General features: G+C 62.1%; 22 protein-coding genes. 12 read left to right on the top strand and 10 right to left on the bottom strand.

All coding sequences use genetic code 11. The features are described from left to right. Positions 1-98: 98 nt before the first annotated feature. Positions 99-1,214, bottom strand: a complete 1,116-nt coding sequence (locus RCH10_RS05325; RefSeq protein WP_323497651.1) for an acyl-CoA dehydrogenase family protein — start codon at positions 1,212-1,214, stop codon at positions 99-101. A 92-nt stretch (positions 1,215-1,306) separates the two neighbouring features. Next, positions 1,307-2,506: an acyl-CoA dehydrogenase family protein gene (locus RCH10_RS05320; RefSeq protein ID WP_409051576.1), complete on the bottom strand. Its 1,200-nt coding sequence runs from the start codon at positions 2,504-2,506 to the stop codon at positions 1,307-1,309. A 140-nt stretch (positions 2,507-2,646) separates the two neighbouring features. Here RCH10_RS05320 and purN point away from each other — a divergent pair, with 140 nt between their 5' ends. Beyond that, a complete protein-coding gene (purN, locus tag RCH10_RS05315) occupies positions 2,647-3,252 on the top strand; it encodes a phosphoribosylglycinamide formyltransferase (protein ID WP_409051575.1) in 606 nt (201 codons plus the stop codon). Here the strand turns inward: purN and RCH10_RS05310 are convergent. Beyond that, complete coding sequence (locus RCH10_RS05310; protein ID WP_409051574.1) at positions 3,233-3,472, bottom strand: DUF1653 domain-containing protein; 240 nt, start codon at positions 3,470-3,472, stop codon at positions 3,233-3,235. The two genes, purN and RCH10_RS05310, sit on opposite strands and share 20 nt — an antisense overlap. A gap of 65 nt (positions 3,473-3,537) precedes the next feature. Here RCH10_RS05310 and RCH10_RS05305 point away from each other — a divergent pair, with 65 nt between their 5' ends. After that, positions 3,538-4,809 carry an RsmB/NOP family class I SAM-dependent RNA methyltransferase gene (locus RCH10_RS05305; protein ID WP_409051573.1) on the top strand — a complete coding sequence of 424 codons (1,272 nt, stop codon included), beginning with the start codon at positions 3,538-3,540 and terminating at the stop codon, positions 4,807-4,809. A 132-nt stretch (positions 4,810-4,941) separates the two neighbouring features. Next, entirely contained in the window at positions 4,942-6,156 is a 1,215-nt protein-coding gene (locus RCH10_RS05300) for a fatty acid desaturase (protein ID WP_323497646.1), read from the top strand. A 176-nt stretch (positions 6,157-6,332) separates the two neighbouring features. On the opposite strand, the gene rpmG is transcribed toward RCH10_RS05300, so the two are convergent. The 3 genes from rpmG to trxB form a co-directional block, all read right to left on the bottom strand. Then, on the bottom strand, positions 6,333-6,506 hold the full coding sequence (rpmG, locus tag RCH10_RS05295) for a 50S ribosomal protein L33 (RefSeq protein ID WP_409051572.1): 174 nt from the start codon (positions 6,504-6,506) through the stop codon (positions 6,333-6,335). Between the two features lie 11 nt (positions 6,507-6,517). Beyond that, the gene (rpmB, locus tag RCH10_RS05290) at positions 6,518-6,751 is read right to left on the bottom strand and encodes a 50S ribosomal protein L28 (protein WP_323497645.1); all 234 of its coding nucleotides are present in this window, start codon (positions 6,749-6,751) and stop codon (positions 6,518-6,520) included. A 149-nt stretch (positions 6,752-6,900) separates the two neighbouring features. Continuing rightward, the gene (trxB, locus tag RCH10_RS05285) at positions 6,901-7,863 is read right to left on the bottom strand and encodes a thioredoxin-disulfide reductase (protein WP_409051571.1); all 963 of its coding nucleotides are present in this window, start codon (positions 7,861-7,863) and stop codon (positions 6,901-6,903) included. A gap of 173 nt (positions 7,864-8,036) precedes the next feature. Between trxB and RCH10_RS05280 the strand changes: the two genes are divergently transcribed. From RCH10_RS05280 to RCH10_RS05245, 8 genes are all read left to right on the top strand, one after another. Next, a complete protein-coding gene (locus tag RCH10_RS05280) occupies positions 8,037-8,711 on the top strand; it encodes a Crp/Fnr family transcriptional regulator (RefSeq protein ID WP_187052830.1) in 675 nt (224 codons plus the stop codon). Positions 8,712-8,892: 181 nt separating this feature from the next. Further along, a complete protein-coding gene (locus RCH10_RS05275; RefSeq protein ID WP_409051570.1) occupies positions 8,893-11,289 on the top strand; it encodes a DNA translocase FtsK in 2,397 nt (798 codons plus the stop codon). Between the two features lie 16 nt (positions 11,290-11,305). Next, positions 11,306-11,938, top strand: coding sequence for an outer membrane lipoprotein chaperone LolA (lolA, locus tag RCH10_RS05270; RefSeq protein ID WP_409051569.1), 633 nt, complete (start codon positions 11,306-11,308; stop codon positions 11,936-11,938). A gap of 94 nt (positions 11,939-12,032) precedes the next feature. Next, entirely contained in the window at positions 12,033-13,346 is a 1,314-nt protein-coding gene (locus tag RCH10_RS05265) for a replication-associated recombination protein A (protein ID WP_409051568.1), read from the top strand. A 253-nt stretch (positions 13,347-13,599) separates the two neighbouring features. Further along, a complete protein-coding gene (locus tag RCH10_RS05260; protein ID WP_187052826.1) occupies positions 13,600-14,529 on the top strand; it encodes a branched-chain amino acid ABC transporter permease in 930 nt (309 codons plus the stop codon). 12 nt (positions 14,530-14,541) lie between these two features. Beyond that, on the top strand, positions 14,542-15,732 hold the full coding sequence (locus RCH10_RS05255; protein ID WP_409051567.1) for a branched-chain amino acid ABC transporter permease: 1,191 nt from the start codon (positions 14,542-14,544) through the stop codon (positions 15,730-15,732). A gap of 12 nt (positions 15,733-15,744) precedes the next feature. Beyond that, positions 15,745-16,515: an ABC transporter ATP-binding protein gene (locus RCH10_RS05250; RefSeq protein ID WP_409051566.1), complete on the top strand. Its 771-nt coding sequence runs from the start codon at positions 15,745-15,747 to the stop codon at positions 16,513-16,515. A 2-nt stretch (positions 16,516-16,517) separates the two neighbouring features. Next, complete coding sequence (locus RCH10_RS05245) at positions 16,518-17,234, top strand: ABC transporter ATP-binding protein (RefSeq protein WP_187052823.1); 717 nt, start codon at positions 16,518-16,520, stop codon at positions 17,232-17,234. A 15-nt stretch (positions 17,235-17,249) separates the two neighbouring features. Here RCH10_RS05245 and RCH10_RS05240 read toward each other — a convergent pair whose 3' ends face one another. Together RCH10_RS05240 and RCH10_RS05235 are read right to left on the bottom strand one after the other, a co-directional pair. Further along, a complete protein-coding gene (locus RCH10_RS05240) occupies positions 17,250-18,224 on the bottom strand; it encodes a Bug family tripartite tricarboxylate transporter substrate binding protein (RefSeq protein ID WP_409051565.1) in 975 nt (324 codons plus the stop codon). A 10-nt stretch (positions 18,225-18,234) separates the two neighbouring features. Then, positions 18,235-19,299 carry a CDP-6-deoxy-delta-3,4-glucoseen reductase gene (locus RCH10_RS05235; RefSeq protein WP_409051564.1) on the bottom strand — a complete coding sequence of 355 codons (1,065 nt, stop codon included), beginning with the start codon at positions 19,297-19,299 and terminating at the stop codon, positions 18,235-18,237. Positions 19,300-19,337: 38 nt separating this feature from the next. On the opposite strand from RCH10_RS05235, the gene RCH10_RS05230 reads away from it, so the two are divergent. Continuing rightward, complete coding sequence (locus RCH10_RS05230; RefSeq protein ID WP_409051563.1) at positions 19,338-20,270, top strand: NAD-dependent epimerase/dehydratase family protein; 933 nt, start codon at positions 19,338-19,340, stop codon at positions 20,268-20,270. A 33-nt stretch (positions 20,271-20,303) separates the two neighbouring features. On the opposite strand, the gene RCH10_RS05225 is transcribed toward RCH10_RS05230, so the two are convergent. Next, a complete protein-coding gene (locus tag RCH10_RS05225; RefSeq protein WP_409051562.1) occupies positions 20,304-21,026 on the bottom strand; it encodes an ABC transporter ATP-binding protein in 723 nt (240 codons plus the stop codon). Between the two features lie 17 nt (positions 21,027-21,043). Then, positions 21,044-22,993, bottom strand: a complete 1,950-nt coding sequence (locus tag RCH10_RS05220) for an ABC transporter permease subunit (RefSeq protein ID WP_409051561.1) — start codon at positions 22,991-22,993, stop codon at positions 21,044-21,046. Positions 22,994-23,000: the final 7 nt, after the last annotated feature.

Here is a 23,000-nt window from a genome sequence, read left to right as displayed (position 1 = left end):
CCAAGTAAATACAAAACGCCCGCCGGCGAGTGCGGGCGGGCGTGTGGTGCGCTGGACGCAAGGGCGTTGGTCGGCAGGTGGCGAGAGAAGTCGCGCCTTCAGGCGAAGACGCCCGCCGTGTCATGCATGCGCGTGGACACTTCTCCCAGGTGATGCAGGGTGTCGCCGAACGTCATTTCGAGCTGCGTGAGCTTGCGAAAGTAATGGCTCGCGATGTATTCGTCGGTCACGCCGATGCCGCCGTGCAACTGCACCGAGTTCGCCGCGACGTAGCGCATCGACGTGCCGAGTTGGTACTTGGCCCGTGCCATTGCCTGCCGGCGTTCCTCTGCCGGGGCATTGAGCTTGAGCGATGCGTAGTAGCTCATCGAGCGCGCAAGTTCAAGCTGCATCTTCATGTCGGCGATGCGGTGGCGCAGCGCCTGAAAGGTGGAGATCGTCACACCGAATTGCTTGCGCTGGTTCATGTAGTCGACCGTCAACGCGACCGTCTTGTCCATGACGCCGACCGCTTCGGCACAGATCGCGGCGATGCCGATGTCGACAGCGTGCTCTAGGGCCGTCAGTCCGTCGACCGTGACCAAAATTGCCGCAGCCTTGTCGAACACGACTTCAGCGGCGCGGTCGCCAGCCTGCGTGCCGTAGCCGCGTGCTTCGACACCGCTGGCGCTGCGCTCGACCAAAAAGAGTGCGATCTTTCCGTCTAGCTGGGCCGGCACGAGGAAAGCATCGGCTTCATCGCCGGCAGCCACCAGGCTCTTGGTGCCGTTGACCGTGTAGCCGTCGCCCGACTTGGCGGCTTTTGCTTCGCACACGTCGAGTCGGTAGCGTGCCTTGCGCTCCTGGTACGCGAGCACGACGATGGCCTGACCGCCAGCGATGCGCGGCAGCCAGTTTTCCTTGATGTCGGCGCCGGCGTAGCCGCTCAGCACCCCGCCCGCGATCAGCGTCTGTGCAAAAGGCTCCAGCACGATGCCGCGGCCGAGTTCTTCCATGACCACCATGCCTGCAACGGGGCCCATGCCAAGCCCGCCGTCGTCTTCGCTGATGTAGAGACCGCCAAGGCCGAGTTCGGCGATCTCGTCCCATGCTTCGCGCGAGAAGCCACCGGCCGCTTCGATCTTGCGGCGGCGTTCGAAGTCATAACCTTTGTCGACCCACTTGCGAACGGCGTCGCGAAGTTGTTCTTGGTCGTCGGTGAAGTTGAAATCCATTTTTAATTCCTAGCGAAGCTCTTGCTGGAGCCCCCTCGTGGAGGGGGAGTGGGGAGCAGTCCTGTCGCGCTCGCGCGGACGGTTCTAAGGCGTTAGCCGAGAACCGTCTGCGCGACGATGTTGCGTTGCACTTCGTTCGAGCCACCGTAGATGGTGGTCTTGCGCATGTTGAAGAAGGTCGACGTGAGCGGCGCCAGTGCAGGGTTGCCACCGGGAAAGTTGCCTTGGTAGCCAGCTTCCATCGCCTCGCGGATGAGCGGTAGCGAATAAGCGCCGCCCGCCAGCATCATCAGTTCCGTATAGCGCTGCTGAATTTCGCTGCCGCGAATCTTCAGCAGACCGGCGACGTCTAGCGAGTTCTTGCCCGACGTCGCGGCCGACAGAACGCGCAGGACCATCATCTCGAGGGCGACCAGGTCGACTTCGAGCTTGGCAATCTCGTCGCGGAAGCGCGAAGCGTAAGCATCGCCCGCCGCGTCCCAAACGCCTTCGCTCTTCGCGATGCGCTTGAGGCGTTCGAGTTCGCGCTTGGCGCGGTTCACGTCGGCGATGTTGGTGCGCTCGTGGCTGAGCAAATGCTTGGCGTAGGTCCAGCCCTTGTTCTCTTCGCCGACCAGGTTCTCGGCCGGCACTTCGACGTTGTCGAAGAACACTTCGTTGACTTCATGGCCGCCGTCAAGCAGCTTGATCGGCCGCACGGTCACGCCTTTCGACTTCATGTCGAGCAGCAGGAAGCTGATGCCGGTCTGCGGCTTGCCCTCATTGCTGGTGCGCACGAGGTTGAACATCCAGTCGCCATACTGACCGAGCGTGGTCCAGGTCTTTTGGCCGTTGACGATGTATTTGTCGCCTTGGCGTTCGGCCTTGGTCTTGACCGAGGCGAGGTCGGAACCCGAACCCGGCTCGCTGTAGCCCTGGCTCCACCAGACTTCACCGCTGGCGATGCCAGGCAGAAAGCGCTTCTGCTGTTCGGCATTGCCGAAAGCCATGATCACCGGCGCGACCATCACAGGTCCGAACGGAATGATGCGCGGCGCGCCTGCCAGGGCAGTTTCTTCCTCGAAAAGATGGCGCTGGATGGCGGTCCAACCCGGACCGCCGAATTCCTTTGGCCAGCCGTAACCGAGCCAGCCCTTGGAGCCCAAAATCTTGGCCCACCGCTGGAGATCTTCACGCGTCAGCTCGAGCGCGTTGTGCACCTTGTGCGAGATCTCGGGGGGAAGGTTATCTTTGACCCAGGCGCGAATATCTTCGCGGAACTTTTGTTCTTCGGGCGTGAAGCTCAAATCCATGCGTGCCTCGCTGTGTTGATCGGATCGCCGTTGCGGCTTAAACTCCGGAATTGCGGTTTTTAGCACGGTCGTGCGGTTTTCGGGTGTCCGCGCCGCGACAAAAAAGGTCGCAGCTGCGCGCACAGATAATTCGCGCCTCCATGAAGAACATCGTGATCCTGATTTCCGGCGGCGGCTCCAACATGGCGGCCATCGTGCGGGCTGCCGGAAGCGGTCGCTGGGCAGAGCGCTTCGGCGCTCGCATCGCGGCGGTCATCAGCAACCAGCCGACGGCGGGCGGCCTTTCTCTGGCAGCAACCAACGGCATCGCTACGGTGGCGGTAGACCACAAAGCATTTGCGGTGCGCGATGAATTCGACGCCGCACTGGCAGCAGCCATCGACGTTCATGCGCCGGCGCTCGTCGTTTTGGCAGGATTCATGCGTATCTTGACTCCCGGCTTCGTGGCGCATTTCGACGGGCGTCTGATCAACATCCACCCGTCGTTACTTCCGGCCTTTCCGGGGCTTCGCACCCACCAAAGAGCGATCGACGCGGGCTGCCAGGTGGCGGGCGTTACCGTGCACCATGTCACCACGGAGCTCGACCACGGCCCGATCCTCGCGCAGGCCGCGGTGCCGGTACTGCACGGCGATACGGCCGCCACTCTGGCCGAGCGGGTGCTCGCACAGGAGCATCGCCTTTATCCGCTGGCCATCGAGCGCTGGCTCGAAATCGAAGCAACTGCTAGTCCGGAATCCGCCTGAACCTCAGGCGTTCGACGCCATCGAACTGAACGGTTTCGCCAAACATCGCTGCGGGCCGTACCCATAAACCATGCTGGCCGTAAAGCGCGCGATAAAGCGTCATCGCCTCCAAGGTTTCGCTGTGGCGCACGGTGTCGATGACTTCGTATTCGCCGCCTTTGTAATGGCGGTAGCGGCCGGGTGGCGTCGCAATCAGGGGAGGGAGGTCGTCGTCGGTCATCGTCGGATTGTGGCGGCCGGCGTCTGGGCGCCGGCGCTGCGGAGGCAGGATGGGACAATCGACCCATGCATCCCCAAGCCCTGTTGCAGGCGACCGCCGATCTGGTCGGCCTTGTTCTGAAATTCGATCATCCGGCCGACCAGGTCGTTTCCCGTTTTTTTCGTGATCACCGTGAGTTCGGGCCGCGCGAGCGCGGCACGCTCGCCGAGACCGTTTACACCGTGCTTCGGAAGAAGCTGTTGTTCGATCACTTGTCGCCCTCGGGCAGCGGTTCCAAGGAGCGTCGCATGGCGATTTTGGGGTTCTACGGACCCCGTGACTTCCTGAAAAGTGCACTCAACGACACCGAAAAGCGTTGGCTGGACAACTGCGACGCCGTCAGCCAGGACGATCTCCTCGAGCGCCATCGACATAATTTGCCCGAATGGATGGTCGGCCCGCTAAAGGCGCAATTGGGCGATGATTTTTGGCGGTTGGCCGAGAGCTTGCAGCAGCCGGCGCCGCTCGATCTGCGGGTCAATGTGCTGATCGCCAAGCGGCCCGAAGTCAAAGCGGAACTGAAGAAGGCAGGCATCGCCGCCGTAGAAACGCCGTTCTCGCCTTGGGGTTTGCGCATCGAAGGCAAGCCGGCGCTCAACAAGCTGGACGCCTTTGTGCGCGGCGCGGTCGAGGTACAGGACGAAGGCTCGCAATTGCTGGCGTTGCTGCTCGACGCCAAGCGCGGCGAAATGGTGGTCGATTTTTGCGCTGGTGCGGGCGGCAAGACGCTCGCCATCGGTGCCACGATGCGCAACACCGGTCGGCTGTATGCATTCGACACGTCGGCGCACCGGCTTGACGCTCTGAAGCCACGGCTCGCACGCAGCCAGTTGTCCAACGTCCATCCTGCCGCAATCGCGCACGAGCGCGACGACCGCGTCAAGCGCCTGGCCGGGAAGATCGATCGCGTGCTGGTCGACGCGCCCTGTTCGGGACTCGGCACCCTTCGCCGCAATCCCGATCTGAAGTGGCGCCAGTCGCCCCAGTCGGTGGCGGAAATGACTGCGAAGCAGGCCGCCATCCTGCAAAGTGCGGCACGGCTGGTGAAGTCCGGCGGCAGGCTTGTCTATGCGACGTGCAGCCTGCTGCCGGAAGAAAACGAGGCCATTGCGGAGGCTTTCAGCGCGGCCAACCCGGATTTCGCGCCGATGGACGTGGCAGAAGTGCTTGAGGGGTTGAAAGTCGAGGGCGCAAAAGAATTGTGTGCAGGCGGCGAGGGCGGTACCCGCTATTTGCGGCTTTGGCCACACAAGCACGCGACCGATGGTTTCTTTGCAGCCATATGGAACCGCAAATAGGCGCGAGGCTCCAAAGAGGTAGATACCCTTGCGATTTATCAAGGATATAGGGCCTCAAAATGGCCTCGGCCCCTTAAAATTCGACCATATCTTAAGGCTGCACCTTCGTGTGGCCATGGAGTACCTGACTCAATGTTGCTTCCTGACTCTGCCGTTCTGAACGCGGCCATCGAATGGCTCGGACACGGCTTGTGGAATCTGACGTGGTGGGAAGTCGTGCTGTACACGCTCGTTACCACGCACATTACTATCGCGGCCGTCACTATCTTCCTGCACCGGACGCAAACGCACCGTGCCATGGACCTGGGCCCGATCCCGTCTCATTTTTTCCGCTTTTGGCTCTGGCTCGGCACCGGCATGGTGACCAAGGAATGGGTTGCCATTCACCGGAAGCACCATGCGAAGTGCGAGACGGAAGAAGATCCGCACAGCCCGCAGGTCAAGGGCATCGACGAAGTGCTTTGGCGCGGCGCCGAGCTCTATCGCAAAGAATCCAAGAACATGGAAACGATGGAGCGTTACGGACACGGCACGCCTGACGACTGGATCGAGCGCAATCTGTACACGCGCTTCAGCTGGCAAGGCGTGGGCTTGATGCTGGTCATCAATGTGGCTCTGTTCGGCATGTTGGGTCTGGCTGTTTGGGCCGTGCAGATGCTCTGGATTCCAATCACTGCTGCCGGCATCATCAATGGCATTGGCCACTACTGGGGCTACCGCAACTTCGAGGCGCCCGATGCGAGCCGCAACGTTTCGCCTTGGGGTCTGATAATTGGCGGCGAAGAACTGCACAACAATCACCACACCTACCCGACGTCGGCCAAGTTCTCTGTCAAAAAGTACGAGTTCGATATCGGCTGGGTCTACATCCAGATGATGCAAGCCATCGGCTGGGCCAAGGTCAAAAAGGTTCCGCCAAAGATGCTCATGGGCGACATCCAGCCCGTGGCCAACGAGAAGACGCTCGAGGCCGTCATCGCCAATCGCTATGAAGTTATGGCCGGTTATGCCCGGGGAATGCGTCAAACGACGCGTGACGAACTGGCCGTTCTTAAGGCCAAGGGCGCCGATCTGTCGGTTCTGAAGGCGGCCAATCGCTGGCTGCATCGCGACGACGACAAGGTGCCGGCATCGGCCCGTCCACACTTGGTGCAGGCCCGTGCCGCGCACCCGGTGCTGGACAAGATGGTGACGATGCGTGAGGAACTGCGTCAGCTGTGGCTCAACACATCGCACTCGCGTGAACAGTTGGCCAGCGATCTGGCCGCTTGGTGTCACCGCGCGGAAGCCAGCGGCATCAGCGCGCTGCGTGAGTTCTCGGTGCGCTTGCGGGCTGCTCGTACATAGCAGTACAGATCACCTACTGGCTCGTCTCAATGCGATGGCGCGTGGGGCGGGAATGAAAAGCCGGCTCTATGCCGGCTTTTTTGTGTCTGTCACCTTGGTGCGTTGGCGCTCTCCATAGATCGCAGGCGACAAAAAACCCGCTGGATTGCAGCGGGTTTTTAATGGATCCAGCCGAATTACTTCAGCTTGATTTCCTTGTATTCGACGTGCTTGCGCGCCTTGGGATCAAACTTCATGAGCGACATCTTTTCAGGCATCGTCTTCTTGTTCTTGCTGGTCGTATAGAAATGGCCGGTACCCGCAGTGGATTCCAGCTTGATCTTTTCGCGTCCGCCTTTGCTCGTTGCCATGATTTAGCTCCTTAAGCTTGGCCGCGTGCGCGCAGATCTGCGAGCACGACGTCGATGCCGTTTTTGTCGATCAGGCGCAAAGCAGCGCTTGAAACACGCAGGCGAATCCAGCGGTTTTCTGTCTCGACCCAGAAACGACGGTATTGCAGGTTCGGCAAGAACCGGCGCTTGGTTTTGTTGTTGGCGTGGGAAACATTGTTTCCGACCATCGGGCCCTTACCCGTGACTTGACATACGCGTGCCATGTGGACGCTCCTTCATGAACAGCTGGCACCGGTCGCAGCGGAACGAAATCCGTTGGGGGTGGTTTGCAGCTTGACCTCGCCAGAAACGGGTGGCGGTACCCCGGTTTGCCGGAGCGCAAAAATGCACCCGAATTCAGCAAAGCCTGCAATTATAGCGTGACGTCTTGTTCGAGGAAGCGCTGCGCGTCGAGCGCTGCCATGCAGCCTGTGCCTGCGCTGGTGATGGCTTGACGGTAGATGCTGTCTTGCACATCGCCTGCGGCAAAGACGCCCGGCACGCTCGTCATGGTCGCAAAGCCCTGCAGCCCCGAGCGCGTCACGATGTAGCCGCCGTTCATCTCGACCTGGCCTTCGAAAATGTCGGTGTTGGGGTGATGACCGATCGCGATGAAGCAGCCCTGCAGCTTGATGTCTTCGGTCGAGCCTGTTTGCGCATTTTTGAGTCGAACGCCCGTCACGCCCGAGTCGTCGCCCAGCACTTCGTCGAGCGTGTTGTGGACCTTGAGTACGATCTTGCCTTCACGCTCTTTCTCGTAGAGCTTGTCGATCAAGATGGGCTCCGCCTTGAACTTGTCGCGTCGATGCACGAGAGTGACCTTGCTGGCGATATTCGACAGGTAGAGCGCCTCTTCGACCGCCGTGTTGCCGCCGCCAATGACGCAAACTTCCTGGTTCTTGTAAAAGAAGCCGTCGCAAGTTGCGCATCCGGACACACCGCGTCCCATGAACTTCTGTTCCGATTCGAGGCCCAGATACTTTGCCGAAGCACCGGTGGAGATTACGAGGGCGTCGCAGGTGTAGGTTGCGCTGTCGCCGGAGAGAGTGAAAGGTCGCTTGCTCAAGTCGACCTTGTTGATGTGATCGAACACGATTTGCGTCTTGAAACGTTCTGCGTGCTCCAGAAAACGCTGCATCAGTTCGGGGCCTTGAACACCGTGAACGTCTGCCGGCCAATTGTCGACTTCGGTCGTGGTCATGAGCTGTCCGCCCTGAGCCATGCCGGTGATGAGGAGCGGTTGCAGGTTGGCGCGTGCCGCATAAACGGCGGCGGTGTAGCCGGCCGGGCCGGAGCCCAGGATCAGGACCTTGGCGTGTTGTGGGGATGAGGACATGGATAGAAAACCTAAGATTTGCGCTGCGCCAGCGTGTACATTTTCAGGGTGATAGGTATGAAGTATCACCGCCCGGTTCAATACCGGGCGCGCTCCATTTTCAATGCGCACGATTGCTTTAATGAATTGGTTTGCAATTGGTCGAACAACGTGCGGTAGCGAGGATTAATTGAATGTCGATGCTGTCCAATCTTGAGCTGCTCCGGCGCGTCCCACTGTTCGCAGCCCTGACTCCCATGCAGGCTGCAAGCATCGCGGACGCGATCATCAAAAAACGCTTCAAACGCGCGGAGATGGTGGTCGAGCAGGGCAAGAAATCAGATGCGCTGTACATCATTCTCACAGGACGAGCGCGTGTCATGAGCACCGACAGCCGGGGCCGCGAAGTCATTCTCGCCACCTTGCAACCCGGCGACTACATCGGCGAGATGAGCTTGATCGACGACGAGCCGCATTCGGCCACCGTCCGCACTGAAGTGCAGACAGACGTCCTCATGCTGGGCCGCGAAGCGTTCGCGCGCTGCCTGCCCGAGAACTCGTCCATGTCGTACAACATCATGCGCGGCCTGGTGCAACGCTTGCGGCACGCCGATCGCAAGATCGAGTCGCTCGCCTTGATGGACGTTTATGGGCGCGTCGCGCGCTCCCTGCTTGAGTTTGCAGTGGACGATGGCGCGGGTAACCTCAAAGTGCGTGACAAGATTTCCCGCCAGGACCTGGCCAAGATGGTGGGCGCATCGCGCGAGATGGTCAGCCGAGTCATGAAAGACCTCGAAGAGCGGGGCTTTGTCCAGACGCAGCCCGATGGCTCGATGATCGTCAAAGACCGGCTGCTGTCGCTGACCTGAGCGGCCATGCCGGCTGCGACTTCCGCAGATGGCTTGAAACGGGCACTGCGCCGCAGCGCGTTGCGCGCTTCTGACGGTGCCGTCGCTGACAACGCGACAGGCGCCTTTTTCGTTGTAGTGTTCATGCGGCCGTTGCCCGTTCTCCATTGTCTGGAGTAGCAGGCTGGATGCCGCGTTTTTCATGACCTATTCCCTCAATACGCTTCAATCTTCTTCTCCTGGTGCCGACGCGCAGCCCGTGCGCCTGAAGGCGATGCGCTTCGCCCACGAAATCACGCTGATCGCGGGGTTTGTGGTGCTGCTGTTCTGGCTGCTCGCCATGTTGAGCTTCACCCCCTCCGATGCGGCCTGGTCGACGTCCGGCACGGGCGGTGACGTCAAGAACTGGGGAGGCCGACTCGGCGCGTGGATAGCCGATGGCAGCTACTTCCTGGCCGGCTATTCAGTTTGGTGGTGCCTTGCGGCGGGCCTGCGTGTCTGGCTGTCATCGTTGGCCGGCTGGCTGCGCGGAGGCGAAGTGTCGCCCGCCGAGGAGCCGGTGCGCGGTCGCTTCAACCGCAGCCGTATCGCGTTCTGGGCGGGGCTGGTGCTGCTTCTATGCGCCAGCGCCATGCTCGAATGGTCGCGTTTGTACCGTCTCGAATTCCGTTTGCCTGGTCATGGCGGCGGCATCCTCGGCTATCTCGTGGGGCCGGGGAGCGTCAAGTGGATGGGCTTTACCGGCTCGGCGCTGATCGCCATTGCCTGCGGCGTGATCGGTTCTGCGCTGGTGTTCAGATTTTCGTGGAGCCTGATCGCAGAACGTATCGGCTCGCGGGTTTATTCGCTGTTCGAATCGCGGCGCGAAAAGCGCGAGATTGCGGCCGACATTGCATTAGGCAAGAAGGCCGTCCGGGAGCGCGCGGAGGCCGAAGAGTATCTGGCCTCGCGCGATGGCGATGGTGACGACGGCGAGATGGCTGACGACGAGATACGCATCGACCCGCCGCCAAGACGCCGCCCCCCTTCGCCGCCGGTGCAGATCGAGCCGGCCATGAGCGATGTGCCCAAGAGCACCCGCGTCGTCAAAGAGCGTCAGAAGCCGCTCTTCAAGGAATTGCCCGACAGCAAGTTGCCGCAAGTCGATTTGCTCGATGCAGCGTTAGTGAGGCAGGAGACGGTTTCGCCCGACACGCTCGAAATGACCTCTCGCATGATCGAGAAGAAGTTGAAGGACTTCGGCGTCGAAGTGCGCGTAGTGCTGGCCTCGCCCGGCCCTGTGATCACGCGCTACGAGATCGAACCGGCGACCGGCGTCAAGGGTTCGCAGATCGTCGGCCTGGCCAAAGACCTGGCGCGTTCGTTGTCGCTGGTGTCGATCCGGGTGGTCGAAACCATTCCCGGCAAGAACTTCATGGCGCTCGAGTTGCCGAACGCCAAGCGGCAGTCCATCAAGCTCAGCGAAATCCTGGGCTCGCAGATCTATCACGAGGGCAAGTCGATGCTCACGATGGGCCTCGGCAAGGACATCATCGGCAACCCGGTCGTCGCCGACCTTGCCAAGATGCCGCACGTGCTGGTGGCTGGCACGACCGGCTCTGGCAAGTCGGTCGGCATCAACGCGATGATCTTGTCGTTGCTCTACAAGGCCGAGGCGCGCGACGTTCGGCTCTTGATGATCGATCCCAAGATGCTCGAAATGTCGGTCTACGAGGGTATCCCGCACCTGCTGGCGCCGGTGGTCACCGACATGCGGCAGGCCGCGCACGGCCTGACCTGGTGCGTGGCCGAGATGGAGCGCCGCTACAAGCTGATGAGCAAGCTCGGGGTGCGCAATCTGGCCGGCTACAACGTCAAGATCGACGAGGCCAAGGCCCGCGAAGAGTTCATCTACAACCCGTTCAGCCTGACGCCGGACGATCCGGAGCCATTGCGCCGCGAGCCGCACATCGTGGTCGTCATCGACGAGCTGGCCGACCTGATGATGGTGGTCGGCAAGAAGATCGAGGAACTGATCGCGCGACTCGCGCAAAAGGCGCGCGCGGCAGGCATCCATTTGATTCTGGCAACGCAGCGTCCCAGCGTCGACGTTATTACCGGGCTGATCAAGGCCAACATTCCGACCCGGATTTCGTTTCAGGTGTCGAGCAAGATCGACTCGCGCACCATCCTCGACCAGATGGGCGCCGAAGCGCTGCTCGGAATGGGCGACATGCTCTATATGGCCAGCGGCACCGGACTGCCGGTGCGCGTGCATGGCGCCTACGTCAGCGATGAGGAGGTCCATCGCGTGGTCGCGTACCTCAAGTCGCAAGGCGAGCCCGACTACATCGAAGGCGTACTCGAAGGCGGTTCGGTCGACGGCGAAGACCTGTCTATGAGCGGCGATGCCAGCGCCGAAAAAGATCCGATGTACGACCAGGCGGTCGAGGTCGTGCTCAAAAACCGAAAGGCCAGCATTTCGCTGGTGCAGCGCCACTTGAAGATCGGCTACAACCGCGCGGCGCGGCTGGTCGAAGACATGGAAAAGGCCGGTCTGGTCAGCTCGATGAGCACCAATGGCCAGCGCGAAATTCTGGTGCCGGCGCGCGCCGAGTGAACCTAACGGACGATTGATGAAAAAGCTCTTTGCGACACTGTTGATAGCAACTGCCACATTCGGTGCATGGGCCGGCGGCATGGAAAGCCTTGAGTCGTTCGTGAAGACCGTGAAAAGCGGCCGCGCCGATTTCACTCAGACCGTGACTGCGCCGCCGCGCGACGGCCAGCCGGGGCGCGTCAAGACGTCGACCGGCACCTTCGAGTTCCAGCGGCCTGGCAAATTCAAGTTCGACTACAAGAAGCCGTTTGCGCAGACCATCGTCGCCGACGGCAAGACGCTGTCGCTGTTCGATGTCGATCTCAACCAGGTCACGCAGCGCCCACAGGCGCAGGCCCTTGGGTCGACGCCCGCCGCACTGATTGCGGCCGCTCCCGACTTGCGCGCACTGCAGACCGACTTCGCGCTCGAAGGCGCGCCGGAGCGCGATGGCCTGCAGTGGGTCAAGGCAACCCCGAAGAGCAAGGACGGCCAGCTCCAGAGCGTGCAGATCGGGTTTCAGGGTGACGCGTTGGCGTCGCTCGAAATCCTCGACAGCTTCGGCCAGCGATCGGTATTGAAGTTCAGCAAGGTCGAGGTCAATCCGACGCTGCCGGCAGGCACCTTCGAATTCAAGACGCCTGCGGGCGCCGATGTTTTGAAGCAATAGCCTCCGCGGTCGCGGTCGGCCTCATCGCTGTCCGCTTTCGACCTTCTCGGCATAGCGCTCCCGTTCTTGTGGCGCGGCATCGCAAAATGTTCCCATGGCCGTCAAATCCCAAGCCACTGCAGCGACATCACACCAACCACTGGCCGAGCGCCTGAGACCGAAGACGCTGGGCGAGGTCATCGGCCAGCAGCACCTGCTCGGACCGGGCATGGCACTGCGCATCGCGTTCGAGTCGGGCCAGCCGCACTCCTGCATCCTCTGGGGACCGCCCGGCACCGGAAAGACGACCATCGCCCGTTTGATGGCGGATTCGTTCGATGCGCAGTTCTTGAGCATCAGCGCGGTCCTCGGCGGCGTGAAAGACATTCGCGATGCGGTCGATCGGGCGACAGTTGCGCGCGATGGGCTGGAGCAGCGCCGCACCATCGTGTTCGTCGACGAAGTGCATCGCTTCAACAAGAGCCAGCAGGACGCCTTCTTGCCGCACGTCGAGTCAGGCCTGTTCACCTTCATCGGCGCGACGACCGAGAACCCTTCCTTCGAGGTGAACTCGGCGCTGCTTTCGCGGGCTGCGGTGTACGTGCTGCAACCGCTGGGTGAGGACGACCTGAAACAGATCGTCGCGCGCGCCCAGCAGATCAACGCGGTGCCGGCCATCGAAGGCGCTGCGATCGACCGGCTCGTTGCCTATGCAGACGGTGATGCGCGCCGCCTTCTCAACACGCTCGAAACGCTGGCCGTTGCCGCCGGCGCCGAGAAGATCGAGCAGATCACCGACGACTGGTTGCTGCGCGTGTTGGGCGAGCGCATGCGGCGCTACGACAAGGGCGGCGAGCAGTTCTACGACACCATCAGCGCGCTGCACAAATCGGTCCGAGGCAGCGACCCCGATGCCTCGCTCTACTGGTTCATGCGAATGCTCGATGGCGGCGCCGACCCGCGCTACATGGCGCGCCGCCTGGTGCGCATGGCGAGCGAAGACATCGGCCTGGCCGACCCGCGGGCTCTGCGGCTCGCGCTGGACGCAGCCGAAGTCTACGAGCGCCTTGGCACGCCGGAAGGCGAGCTCGCGCTGGCCGAATGCGTGATCTACCTGGCGATGGCGCCCAAGTCGAACGCGGTCTACAAGGCGTACAACGAGATCAAGGCCTTCATCAAGAACGACGGGACCAGGCCGGTGCCGATGCATCTGCGCAATGCACCGACCAAGCTCATGAAGGAGCTCGACTACGGCAAAGGCTATCGCTATGCGCACGACGAGGCCGACGGCTTTGCTGCAGGTGAGAGCTATCTGCCCGACGGTATGGCACCGCCGCCGTTTTATCGGCCTGTCGAACGCGGGCTGGAGATCCGTATTGCTGAGAAGCTGCGCGAGCTCCGCAAGAAAAACGACGACGCAAAAGACTGACTGGCAGCCGACCAAAGGAATGGTCTTTGCGACAGCGATCGACTGCAGACACCAGGCCCGACATCACCGCATGCGCAATCTGCAAAAGGCTGTGGTGAGCACACGCCACAGCGGGAAAACCCGTGCCCCGAATGCACCAAAGTAGCCTGCATGCGTGCCTACAATCCCGCCCACCTTGCCGCCAACCGATCGGGTCTGGCGGGAATTTTGCTAGGTAGCTGAACGGCGCCAATCCGGTGCGTAGGGACTCGTTATGGAAATATTGCTGCAGCAGATCATCAACGGTCTGGTTCTCGGCAGCATGTATGCCTTGATAGCCTTGGGCTACACCATGGTGTACGGCATCATCAACCTCATCAACTTTGCGCACGGCGAAGTGCTGATGGTTGGCGCGCTCACCAGCTGGAGCGTGATCCGCTTCATGCAGGAGTCGATGCCCGGCATGCCAGGCTGGCTCATGCTCATCATCGCGCTGATCTGCGCCTGCGTCGTCGCGGCCACGCTCAATTTCGTGATCGAGAAGCTGGCTTACCGGCGACTGCGAAACAGCCCCAAGCTGGCTCCGCTCATCACGGCTATCGGCATGTCGATCCTGCTGCAGACGCTGGCGATGATCATCTGGAAGCCGACCAACAAGCCTTATGCAACCTTGTTGCCCTCCGACTCCATCAATGTGGCCGGCGCGTCGATCTCGCCCACGCAAATCATGATCCTGGTCGTTACCGCTATTTCATTGGCCGTGCTGACCTGGTTGGTCAACTACACCAAACTCGGCCGCGCGATGCGTGCCACCGCCGAGAACCCGCGCGTCGCGTCGCTCATGGGCATTCGACCTGACGTGGTGATCTCGGCGACCTTCGTCATCGGCGCCGTGCTCGCCGCTATCGCCGGGGTGATGCAAGCCTCCAATTACGGCATCGCCAATCACTCGATGGGCTTCTTGCCCGGCCTCAAGGCCTTCACTGCAGCAGTGTTCGGCGGCATCGGCAACCTGCCGGGTGCCGTGGTCGGCGGGTTGGTGCTGGGACTGGTCGAAGTGATCGGGGCCGGTTACCTGGGCACGCTCACAGGCGATGTGCTGGGCAGCCAGCATGCCGACATCTTCGCGTTCGTGATCCTGATCATCACACTGACCGTGCGACCATCCGGCTTGCTGGGCGAGCGCGTGGCAGACCGAGCTTAAGGAGTGAACACCATGCAAAAGAAAAAAAGCATCGTTCTCTTCATCCTCGCGGCCATTGCCCTCATCGTGCTGCCGCATATCCTGCAGCAGTTCGGCAATGCCTGGGTGCGCATCGCCGACACCGCTTTGCTCTATTGCCTGTTGGCGCTGGGCTTGAACATCGTGGTCGGTTACGCCGGTCTGCTCGACCTGGGCTATGTGGCCTTCTATGCGATCGGCGCGTACATGTACGCGTTGCTCAATTCCTCGCAGTTGACCGATAACTTCCCGGCCATCGCCGCGATGTTTCCGGGGGGGCTGCACACGCCGCTGCTGTTGGTGATTCCGCTGGCGCTGGGTCTCGCTGGAGTTTTTGGTGTGCTGCTCGGCGCGCCCACGCTCAAACTGCGCGGTGACTATCTGGCCATCGTGACGCTGGGCTTCGGTGAAATCATTCGAGTGTTCATGAACACGCTGGACCATCCGGCCAACATCACCAACGGCGCCAAAGGCATCGACGGGATCGATTCGGTGCATTTTTTCGGGCTCAATCTGGGCAAGCCTTTGACCATCGGTGGTTACACGCTGTCTTCGGTCACGCTGTATTACTACCTGTTTCTGGTCTTCGTGCTGATCACGCTCGTCATCTCGCACCGCCTGCAGAACTCGCGAGTCGGGCGTGGCTGGATGGCGATTCGGGAGGACGAAATCGCCGCCAAGGCGATGGGCATCAACACCCGCAACATGAAGCTGCTGGCCTTCGGCATGGGCGCCAGCTTTGGCGGCGTGTCGGGCGCCATGTTCGCCTCGTTCCAGAGCGCCATCACGCCGGAGTCTTTCAATCTGAATGAGTCGGTGATGATCGTCGCGATGGTCGTGCTGGGTGGCATCGGCCATTTGCCGGGCGTGATCCTCGGCGCGGTATTGTTGGCGACGCTGCCCGAGGTGCTGCGCTACGTGGCGGGTCCGCTCCAGGCGCTGACCGACGGCCGACTCGATGCATCCATCCTGCGCCAGCTCTTTATCGCGCTTGCCATGATCATCATCATGCTGGTACGGCCGCGTGGGTTGTGGCCATCGCCAGACCACGGCAAGTCGCTCGCGTCGGCCAAGGGCAGCCCGGTGCCGATCGATGGATCGATCCAGCAGCACGGCTCGGGCCTCGAGGCACCATCCGATGAAGTGCCCGGCGGTGCCGCGCGTCCGATGTCGATCAATCCTTGAACGAGCCAGCACATGACTGAAACCATTCTCGAGGTGCGCGGCATCTCCAAACGTTTCGGCGGCTTGCAGGCGCTGTCGGACGTGGGCATCACCATCAAGCAGGGCCAGGTGTACGGCCTGATCGGCCCCAACGGCGCCGGCAAGACGACCTTCTTCAACGTGATCACCGGGCTCTACACGCCCGACAGCGGCAGCTTCGAACTCGGGGGCAAGCCGTACCAACCCACGGCGGTGCATGAGGTGGCGCAAGCCGGCATCGCCCGCACGTTCCAGAACATCAGGCTCTTCTCTGAGATGACTGCGCTCGAAAACGTGATGGTCGGGCGCCATGTTCGAACGCAATCTGGCGTGTTCGGTGCGATCTTTCGGACCGGCAAGTTCAAGTCGGAAGAAGCGGCGATCGCCAAGCGCGCGATGGAACTGCTCGACTACGTCGGCGTTGGCAAGTACGCGGACTTCAAGGCGCGCACCCTGAGCTATGGCGACCAGCGCCGGCTCGAAATCGCGCGTGCTCTGGCGACAGACCCGAAACTCATCGCGCTCGACGAGCCGGCGGCGGGCATGAACGCCACCGAGAAGATGCAATTGCGCGAACTCATCGACCGCATCCGCAAGGACAACCGCACGGTGCTCATCATCGAACACGACGTGAAGCTGATCATGGGTTTGTGCGACCGCGTAACGGTGCTCGACTACGGCAAACAGATCGCCGAAGGCGTGCCCGCCGACGTACAGAAAAATGAAAAGGTGATCGAGGCTTATCTCGGCACCGGAGGACATTGACCGTGGCACAAACTCTATTGAAGGTGAGCGGACTCAAGGTCGCGTATGGCGGCATCCAGGCGGTGAAGGGCATCGACTTCGAAGTGCTCGAAGGCGAGCTTGTTTCGTTGATCGGCTCCAACGGCGCCGGCAAGACGACAACGATGAAAGCCATCACCGGCACCTTGCCGCACCTCGGCGGGACCATCGAATTCCTGGGCAAGAACATCAAGGGCCGCGGCGCCTGGGATCTTGTCAAGGAGGGCCTGGTCATGGTGCCAGAAGGCCGTGGCGTGTTCACGCGCATGACCATCACCGAGAACCTGCAGATCGGTGCTTACATTCGCACCGACAAGGTCGAGATCGGTAACGACATCGACCGCGTCTTCACCACCTTCCCCCGCTTGAAGGAGCGCGCGACGCAACTGGCCGGCACCATGTCGGGTGGCGAGCAGCAGATGCTTGCCATGGGACGTGCCTTGATGGCGCGCCCCAAGGTGTTGTTGCTCGACGAGCCGACGATGGGCCTGTCGCCGATAATGTGCGACAAGATTTTCGAGGTCGTGCAAACGGTAGCGTCGCAGGGCGTGACCATCTTGCTGGTCGAGCAGAACGCAAACCGCGCGCTGCAACTCGCCGACCGTGGCTATGTGATGGAGTCGGGGCTGATCTCCATGTTCGGCGATGCCAAGGTGATGCTGAGCGATCCGAAAGTCCGCGCCGCCTATCTTGGGGAATAGTCGGCGAGCAACTGCTTAGTCCACCTTTGCGCCCGTGGCCTTGACGACTTTCTCGTACTTGGCCATCTCACTTTTCATGAACGCGCCGAACTGATCCGGCGTGGTCGGGACAGGTTCGGCCAGCAGCGATGCAAAACGCGTCTTTGTTTCCGGCGCATTGAGCGCATCGACGAAGGCCTTGTTCAGCTTGGCGATCACGTCGGGCGGCGTACCCGCCGGCGCGACCAGGCCCCACCAAGTATCGACCGAAAAGCCTTTGAGCGTGTCGGCGACTGGCGGGACATCGGGCAACGAAGGGCTGCGTTGCAGCGTGGTGACCGCGATCGCCTTCAGCTTGCCGGACCGGATGTTCGGCGCTGCGGTCGCAAGGTTGTCGAAGTTGAAATCGACCTGGCCCGAGACCAGCGCCAGCTGTGCGGGGCTGCCGCCGTTGTACGGAATGTGCACGGCGAAGATGCCGGCTTCTTTCTTGAACAGCTCGCCCGCCAGATGGCCGGCGCTGCCGTTGCCGCCGCTGCCGTAGTTGAGCTTGGCCGGGTTGGCCTTGGCGTAGCGAATCAGGTCGGCCACCGTGTTGATCTTCAGGCGCTCCGCGGCCGCCGCGTTCATCACCAGCACATTGGGCACGCGGACCATCTGCGTGATGGGCGCGAAGTCGGTTGCCGCGTTGAACGGCATCTTGCTGTAGAGCCAGGGGTTGACAGCGTTGGTTGCCGTCGCCGCGATGCCGATCGTCAGCCCGTCCGGTGGCGCTTTGGCGACGATGTCGGCACCGATGTTGCCGCCCGCACCGGGCTTGTTGTCGATGATGACCGGCCCGAGCACGTCTTTGACGCGCTCGGCCAGGATGCGCGCGGTGACGTCGATCGGGCCGCCGGCTGCGTAAGGCACGACGAGACGAATCGGACGGCTGTTTGATTGCGCCTGCGCTGGCGCTTGGACCACGGCAGCGCTGAGCGCCAGCAAGACAAGAAAGGTGCGTTTGTTCATGGCCATGGCGTCAGGGAATTGCCTTGTCCGCCTCTGTCGTGAAGGCGTCTGCGAAGAACTCCTCTTCGGGCAGTCCACCCAGCGCCATGTAATCGCGCTTGGCCGAGTCCACCACGATGGGCGCGCCACAGGCGTACACCTGATAGCCCGAAAGGTCTGCGAAGTCCTCGAGCACGGCCTGATGCACGAAGCCGGTTCGACCGGTCCAGTTGTCATCGGGCACGGCGTTGGAGATGACAGGCACGTAGCGCAGGTTGGGCATTCCGGCGAGCTGTGCCCGCACCCATTCGTCCATGTACAAATCCTCGGGCCGGCGGCCGCCCCAGTACAAGATCGCAGCGCGGTCGATGGCCTTGAACTTCATATGCTCCAGCAGTGCCTTGATCGGTGCAAAACCTGTGCCCGAGGCGAGCAGCACGATCGGTTTGTCCGAGTCTTCGCGCAAAAAGAAGCTGCCGTACGGGCCTTCGATGCGAAGAATCTCTTTCTCTTTCATCGCGCCGAACACGTGGTCGGTGAACTTGCCGCCGGGCAAGTGCCGAATGTGCAGTTCGATGCCGGTGCCCGGCTCAGCCAACGTATGCGGCGCGTTGGCCATCGAATAGCTCCGCCGCGCGCCATCACGCAGGATGAACTCGACGTACTGGCCGGCATGAAACTGCAGCGGCTCGCCGGCCGGCAGCTGCAGCCGCAGCATCACGACGTCGTGCGATTTCTTGACCAGGGCCGCCACGCGCGCCGGCATCTTGCGGATCGGGAAAGCGCCGGCCTCGGTCACCTGGCGCGATTCGAGAACGACGTCGCTCTGCGGGCGCGCGCAGCAGGTCAGGACGTAGCCGGCAAGTTCTTCTTCCGCGCTCAGCGCCTTGCTTTGATGCGTCCCGAGCATGACTTCGCCGGACAGTTTCTTGCACTTGCACGAGCCGCAGGCGCCGTCCTTGCAGCCGTAGGGCAGGCCGATGCCCTGGCGGATGCCTGCCGCGAGAATGGTTTCGTCGGGTTGCACGACAAAGCTTCTGCCGCTCGGTTCGATGCTGATGGAAAAGCCCGCTTCGTGCGGCGCGGCGCTGGTCATGGGTATTCTTCGGTCAATCTCTGGGAGGGACACGGATTTTGCCTTCAATCAACAGTCCCATTGGCGCGCGGCCTGCGCGCTTTCGGCGAGCAAGGGTACTCATCGTCGGCTGCGGCGATGTCGGGATGCGTGCCGCACTTGCCTTGCGCGGCCGGGTGCAGCTGGTCGCGCTGACTTCTTCCCCCGACAGGGTGCCTGCATTGCGCGCAGCCGGGATCACGCCGCTGGTCGCCAATCTCGATGTGCCGAGCTCGCTGGGGCGTCTTGCCGGCATCGCGACGCGCGTGCTGCATCTGGCGCCACCGGCTAACGTCGAGGGCGCGGCATGGTGGCGTGACGCTCGCACCGCCGCGCTCGCGCGAGCACTGCGCCTGCGCTCGTTGCCCGATGCACTCGTCTACGGCTCGACCAGCGGCGTCTACGGCGATTGCGCTGGTGCGCTGGTGAGTGAGACACGCGCGGCAAGCCCGCACACGCCCCGCGCGCACCGCCGTGTCGATGCCGAGCGTTCGGTGCGATGGCTCGGCCGCGCCGGCGTGGCAGTGCGTATCCTGCGCATCCCCGGCATCTACGCGCCCGACCGCGAAGGCGGCACGCCGCGCGAGCGCCTCCGCAAAGGCACGCCTGTGTTGCGCAGTGAAGACGACGTCTATACGAATCACATCCATGCCGACGATCTGGCGCGGGCCTGCGTGGTGGCGCTGTGGCGTGGCGGCACGCAGCGCGTGTTCAATGCCAGTGACGACAGTGACATCAAGATGGGTGACTACTTCGACCTGGCAGCAGACCTGTACGGCTTGCCGCGTCCGCGACGCATCACGCGTGAAGATGCGAAGGCCGAATTGCCGTTGTCGCTACTTAGCTTCATGGCCGAATCACGCCGACTCGACAACACGCGCATGAAGCGCGAACTGCGCGTGCGATTGCAGCATCCGACGGTGACGACTGGCTTGCAGTCGCCCGCCGGCTGACCCTGGCCAGGCAGGCTCATGGGCCCCGTGTGCCTAGTGCCCGCCGCCCAGATAAGCCGCCTTCACCGCCGGATCGTCGCGCAGCTTCTCGGCCGGCCCGTGTACCGAAATGCGGCCGTTCTCCAGAACGTAGCCGTAGTCGGCTACCTTCAAAGCGGCGGCGGCGAATTGCTCGACCAATAGCATCGTCACGCCTTCGCTCTTCAGGCGCGCGATGATGCGAAAAACTTCTTCGACCAGGATCGGCGCGAGACCCATCGAAGGCTCGTCGAGCAACACGACTTCAGGGTTCAGCATGATCGCGCGCGCCATCGCCAGCATCTGCTGCTCGCCGCCCGACAAGGTGCCCGCAAGTTGCATACGCCGTTCTTTCAGCCGCGGAAACAGCTCCAGCGCACGTTCCAGGTCGGCGTTGACGTCGCCCTTGGGCCGGCTGCCAGTCAGCCGTGGAAAGGCTCCGAGGATGAGGTTGTCGGTCACCGTCATCGTCGCGAAGACGCGGCGGCCTTCGGGTGAATGGGCGAGGCCCAGCTTGGCGATGTGATACGACTCGAGCCCGTCGATACGCTTGCCGTTCAGCGTGATCTCGCCGGCGGTCGGCGAGATCATTCCGGACACGGCGCGCATCGTCGTCGTCTTGCCGGCGCCATTCGAGCCGATCAGCGTGACGACCTTGCCTTTGGGCACTTCGATCGAGATGCCTTGCAGCACCTGTACCTTGCCGTAGCCGGCGAAGAGATTCTGGATAGTGAGCATGTTGTTCTCTCGCTGCCTCAGGCGGGTTGCGCTTCGTCGGAGGCTTGCCCGCCGAGGTAAGCCTCGATGACTTTTTCGTCGGCTTGCACCGCAGCGGGTTCGCCCTCGGCGATTTTCTGACCGAAGTCGAGCACCGACACGGTGTCGCACATGCTCATGACCACGTCCATGTGGTGCTCGATCAGGATCACGGTCACGCCGTGGTCGCGGATCTTGCGGATGATCGTGATGAGTTCCTTGATGTCCGGTGCCGTGAGGCCTGCGGCCGGCTCGTCGAGCAGCAGCAGTTGCGGGTCGAGCGCCAGCGCGCGTGCGATCTCCAGCAGCCGCTGCTTGCCATAGGGCAGGTTGCGCGCCTCTTCCTGCGACAGCTCTTCGAGCCCGACGAAGCGCAGCAAGCCGAGCGCCCGCTCGATCGATGCCACGCTCTCGCGCCGGTAACGCGGTGTGTGAATCGATACGTCGATCAGGTTGCTCTCGAATGTGTGGTGAAGGCCGACCTGCACGTTCTGCTGTGCCGTCATTTCGCCGAACAATTGCACGTTCTGAAAGGTCCGTGCGATGCCCGACAAGGCGATGTCCGACGAGGTGCGGCCGACCAGCGAGCGGCCGGCGAAAGAAATGGCGCCCGCGGTCGGCACGTAGATGCCCGTGAGCACGTTCATCATCGTGCTCTTGCCCGAACCGTTGGGGCCGATCAGGCCGTGGATGGTGCCGCGCTTGATGCTCAAGTCGACGTTGTTGAGTGCCTTGAGGCCACCGAACTGCATCAGCACGCCGGTCGCGTTCAGCACTTCGGCGCTGCCGGTGCCGCCAGCCGCCTGCGAAACCGCGTCGACCGGTGTGAACTGCACGTCGCCGGTGATATCCGAGCGCGCTTTGGGGCGCTTCAGATTGAGGGCGGTGCGCACGAAGCCGACGATGCCGTCTTGCAGGTAATACACAACGAAGAGGGTGATGATCCCGAAGATCGACAGACGCCAGTCGGTCATGGTCTGCAACCAGAACGACAGGGCCGCCAGCGCGATGGTGCCGACCACCGGAATGGCCATCTGCGCGGGCGTCGACTTGCCGCGCCGTACCGCGACGACAGCGACCGCCAGCACCATGACCGCCAGTCCGACCGACACGTATCGGAACATCGCGATGTCGTCCAGCAACTTGGGCAGCAGAACGATGATGGCGGCGCCCACCAGCGAGCCGATGCGGCTCTTGCGCCCACCCATGATCACGGCCAGCAGGAACAGCACGGTGAGTTCGAAGTTGTACGAGTTGGGCGAGATGTATTGCTCGGAGTACGCATAGAGCGACCCGGCCAGTCCCGCGAAACCGGCGCTGATGACGAACGCATAAACCTTGTAGCGGTACACCGAAACACCCATGCAATCCGAGGCGACAGGGCTGCCGCGCAACGCTTCGAAGGCGCGGCCCAGGTGCGAGCGCAGGATGCGATGCACCACGATCAGCGCCAGCACCATGAGCACCGCCACCAGCCAGTAGTACTCGCGTTCGTCGAGCCGATGGCCGAAGAGCGTTGGCTTGTTCAGCTTGATGCCCATCGGGCCTTCGGTCAGAAAGCTCATCTCGTTGATGAGGATCTGGATGATGGTGCCGAAGGCCAGCGTGACCATCGCGAGGTAAGGCCCGGACACGCGGAGCGCGGGCAATGCGAGCAAGGCGCCGAAGCCGGCAGTGAAAAGCACGGCGGCTGGAATGGTGATCCAGATCGGCGCGGTGAGCTTCATGACCAGCACGCCGGCAGTGTAGGCACCGAGGCCGAAGAGACCTGCGTGGCCGAGGGAAACCTGGCCCGTGTAGCCGACCACGATGTCCAGCCCGAACAGCACGATCGCATAGATCATGATGGTTTCGAGCAAGTGGATGTAGTAGGGGTTGTCGATGCCGATCGGGAACAGCATCAGCGCGGCGAAGCCGATGACGTAAAGGAGGAAATGTTGCTTTTTCATGCTGTCG

This window comes from Variovorax sp. GrIS 2.14 (genome assembly GCF_046115955.1).
Taxonomy (GTDB): Bacteria; Pseudomonadota; Gammaproteobacteria; order Burkholderiales; family Burkholderiaceae_C; genus Variovorax.
Note: the sequence above shows the minus strand (reverse complement) of the source record. Positions and strands in the feature narration are given on the sequence as shown.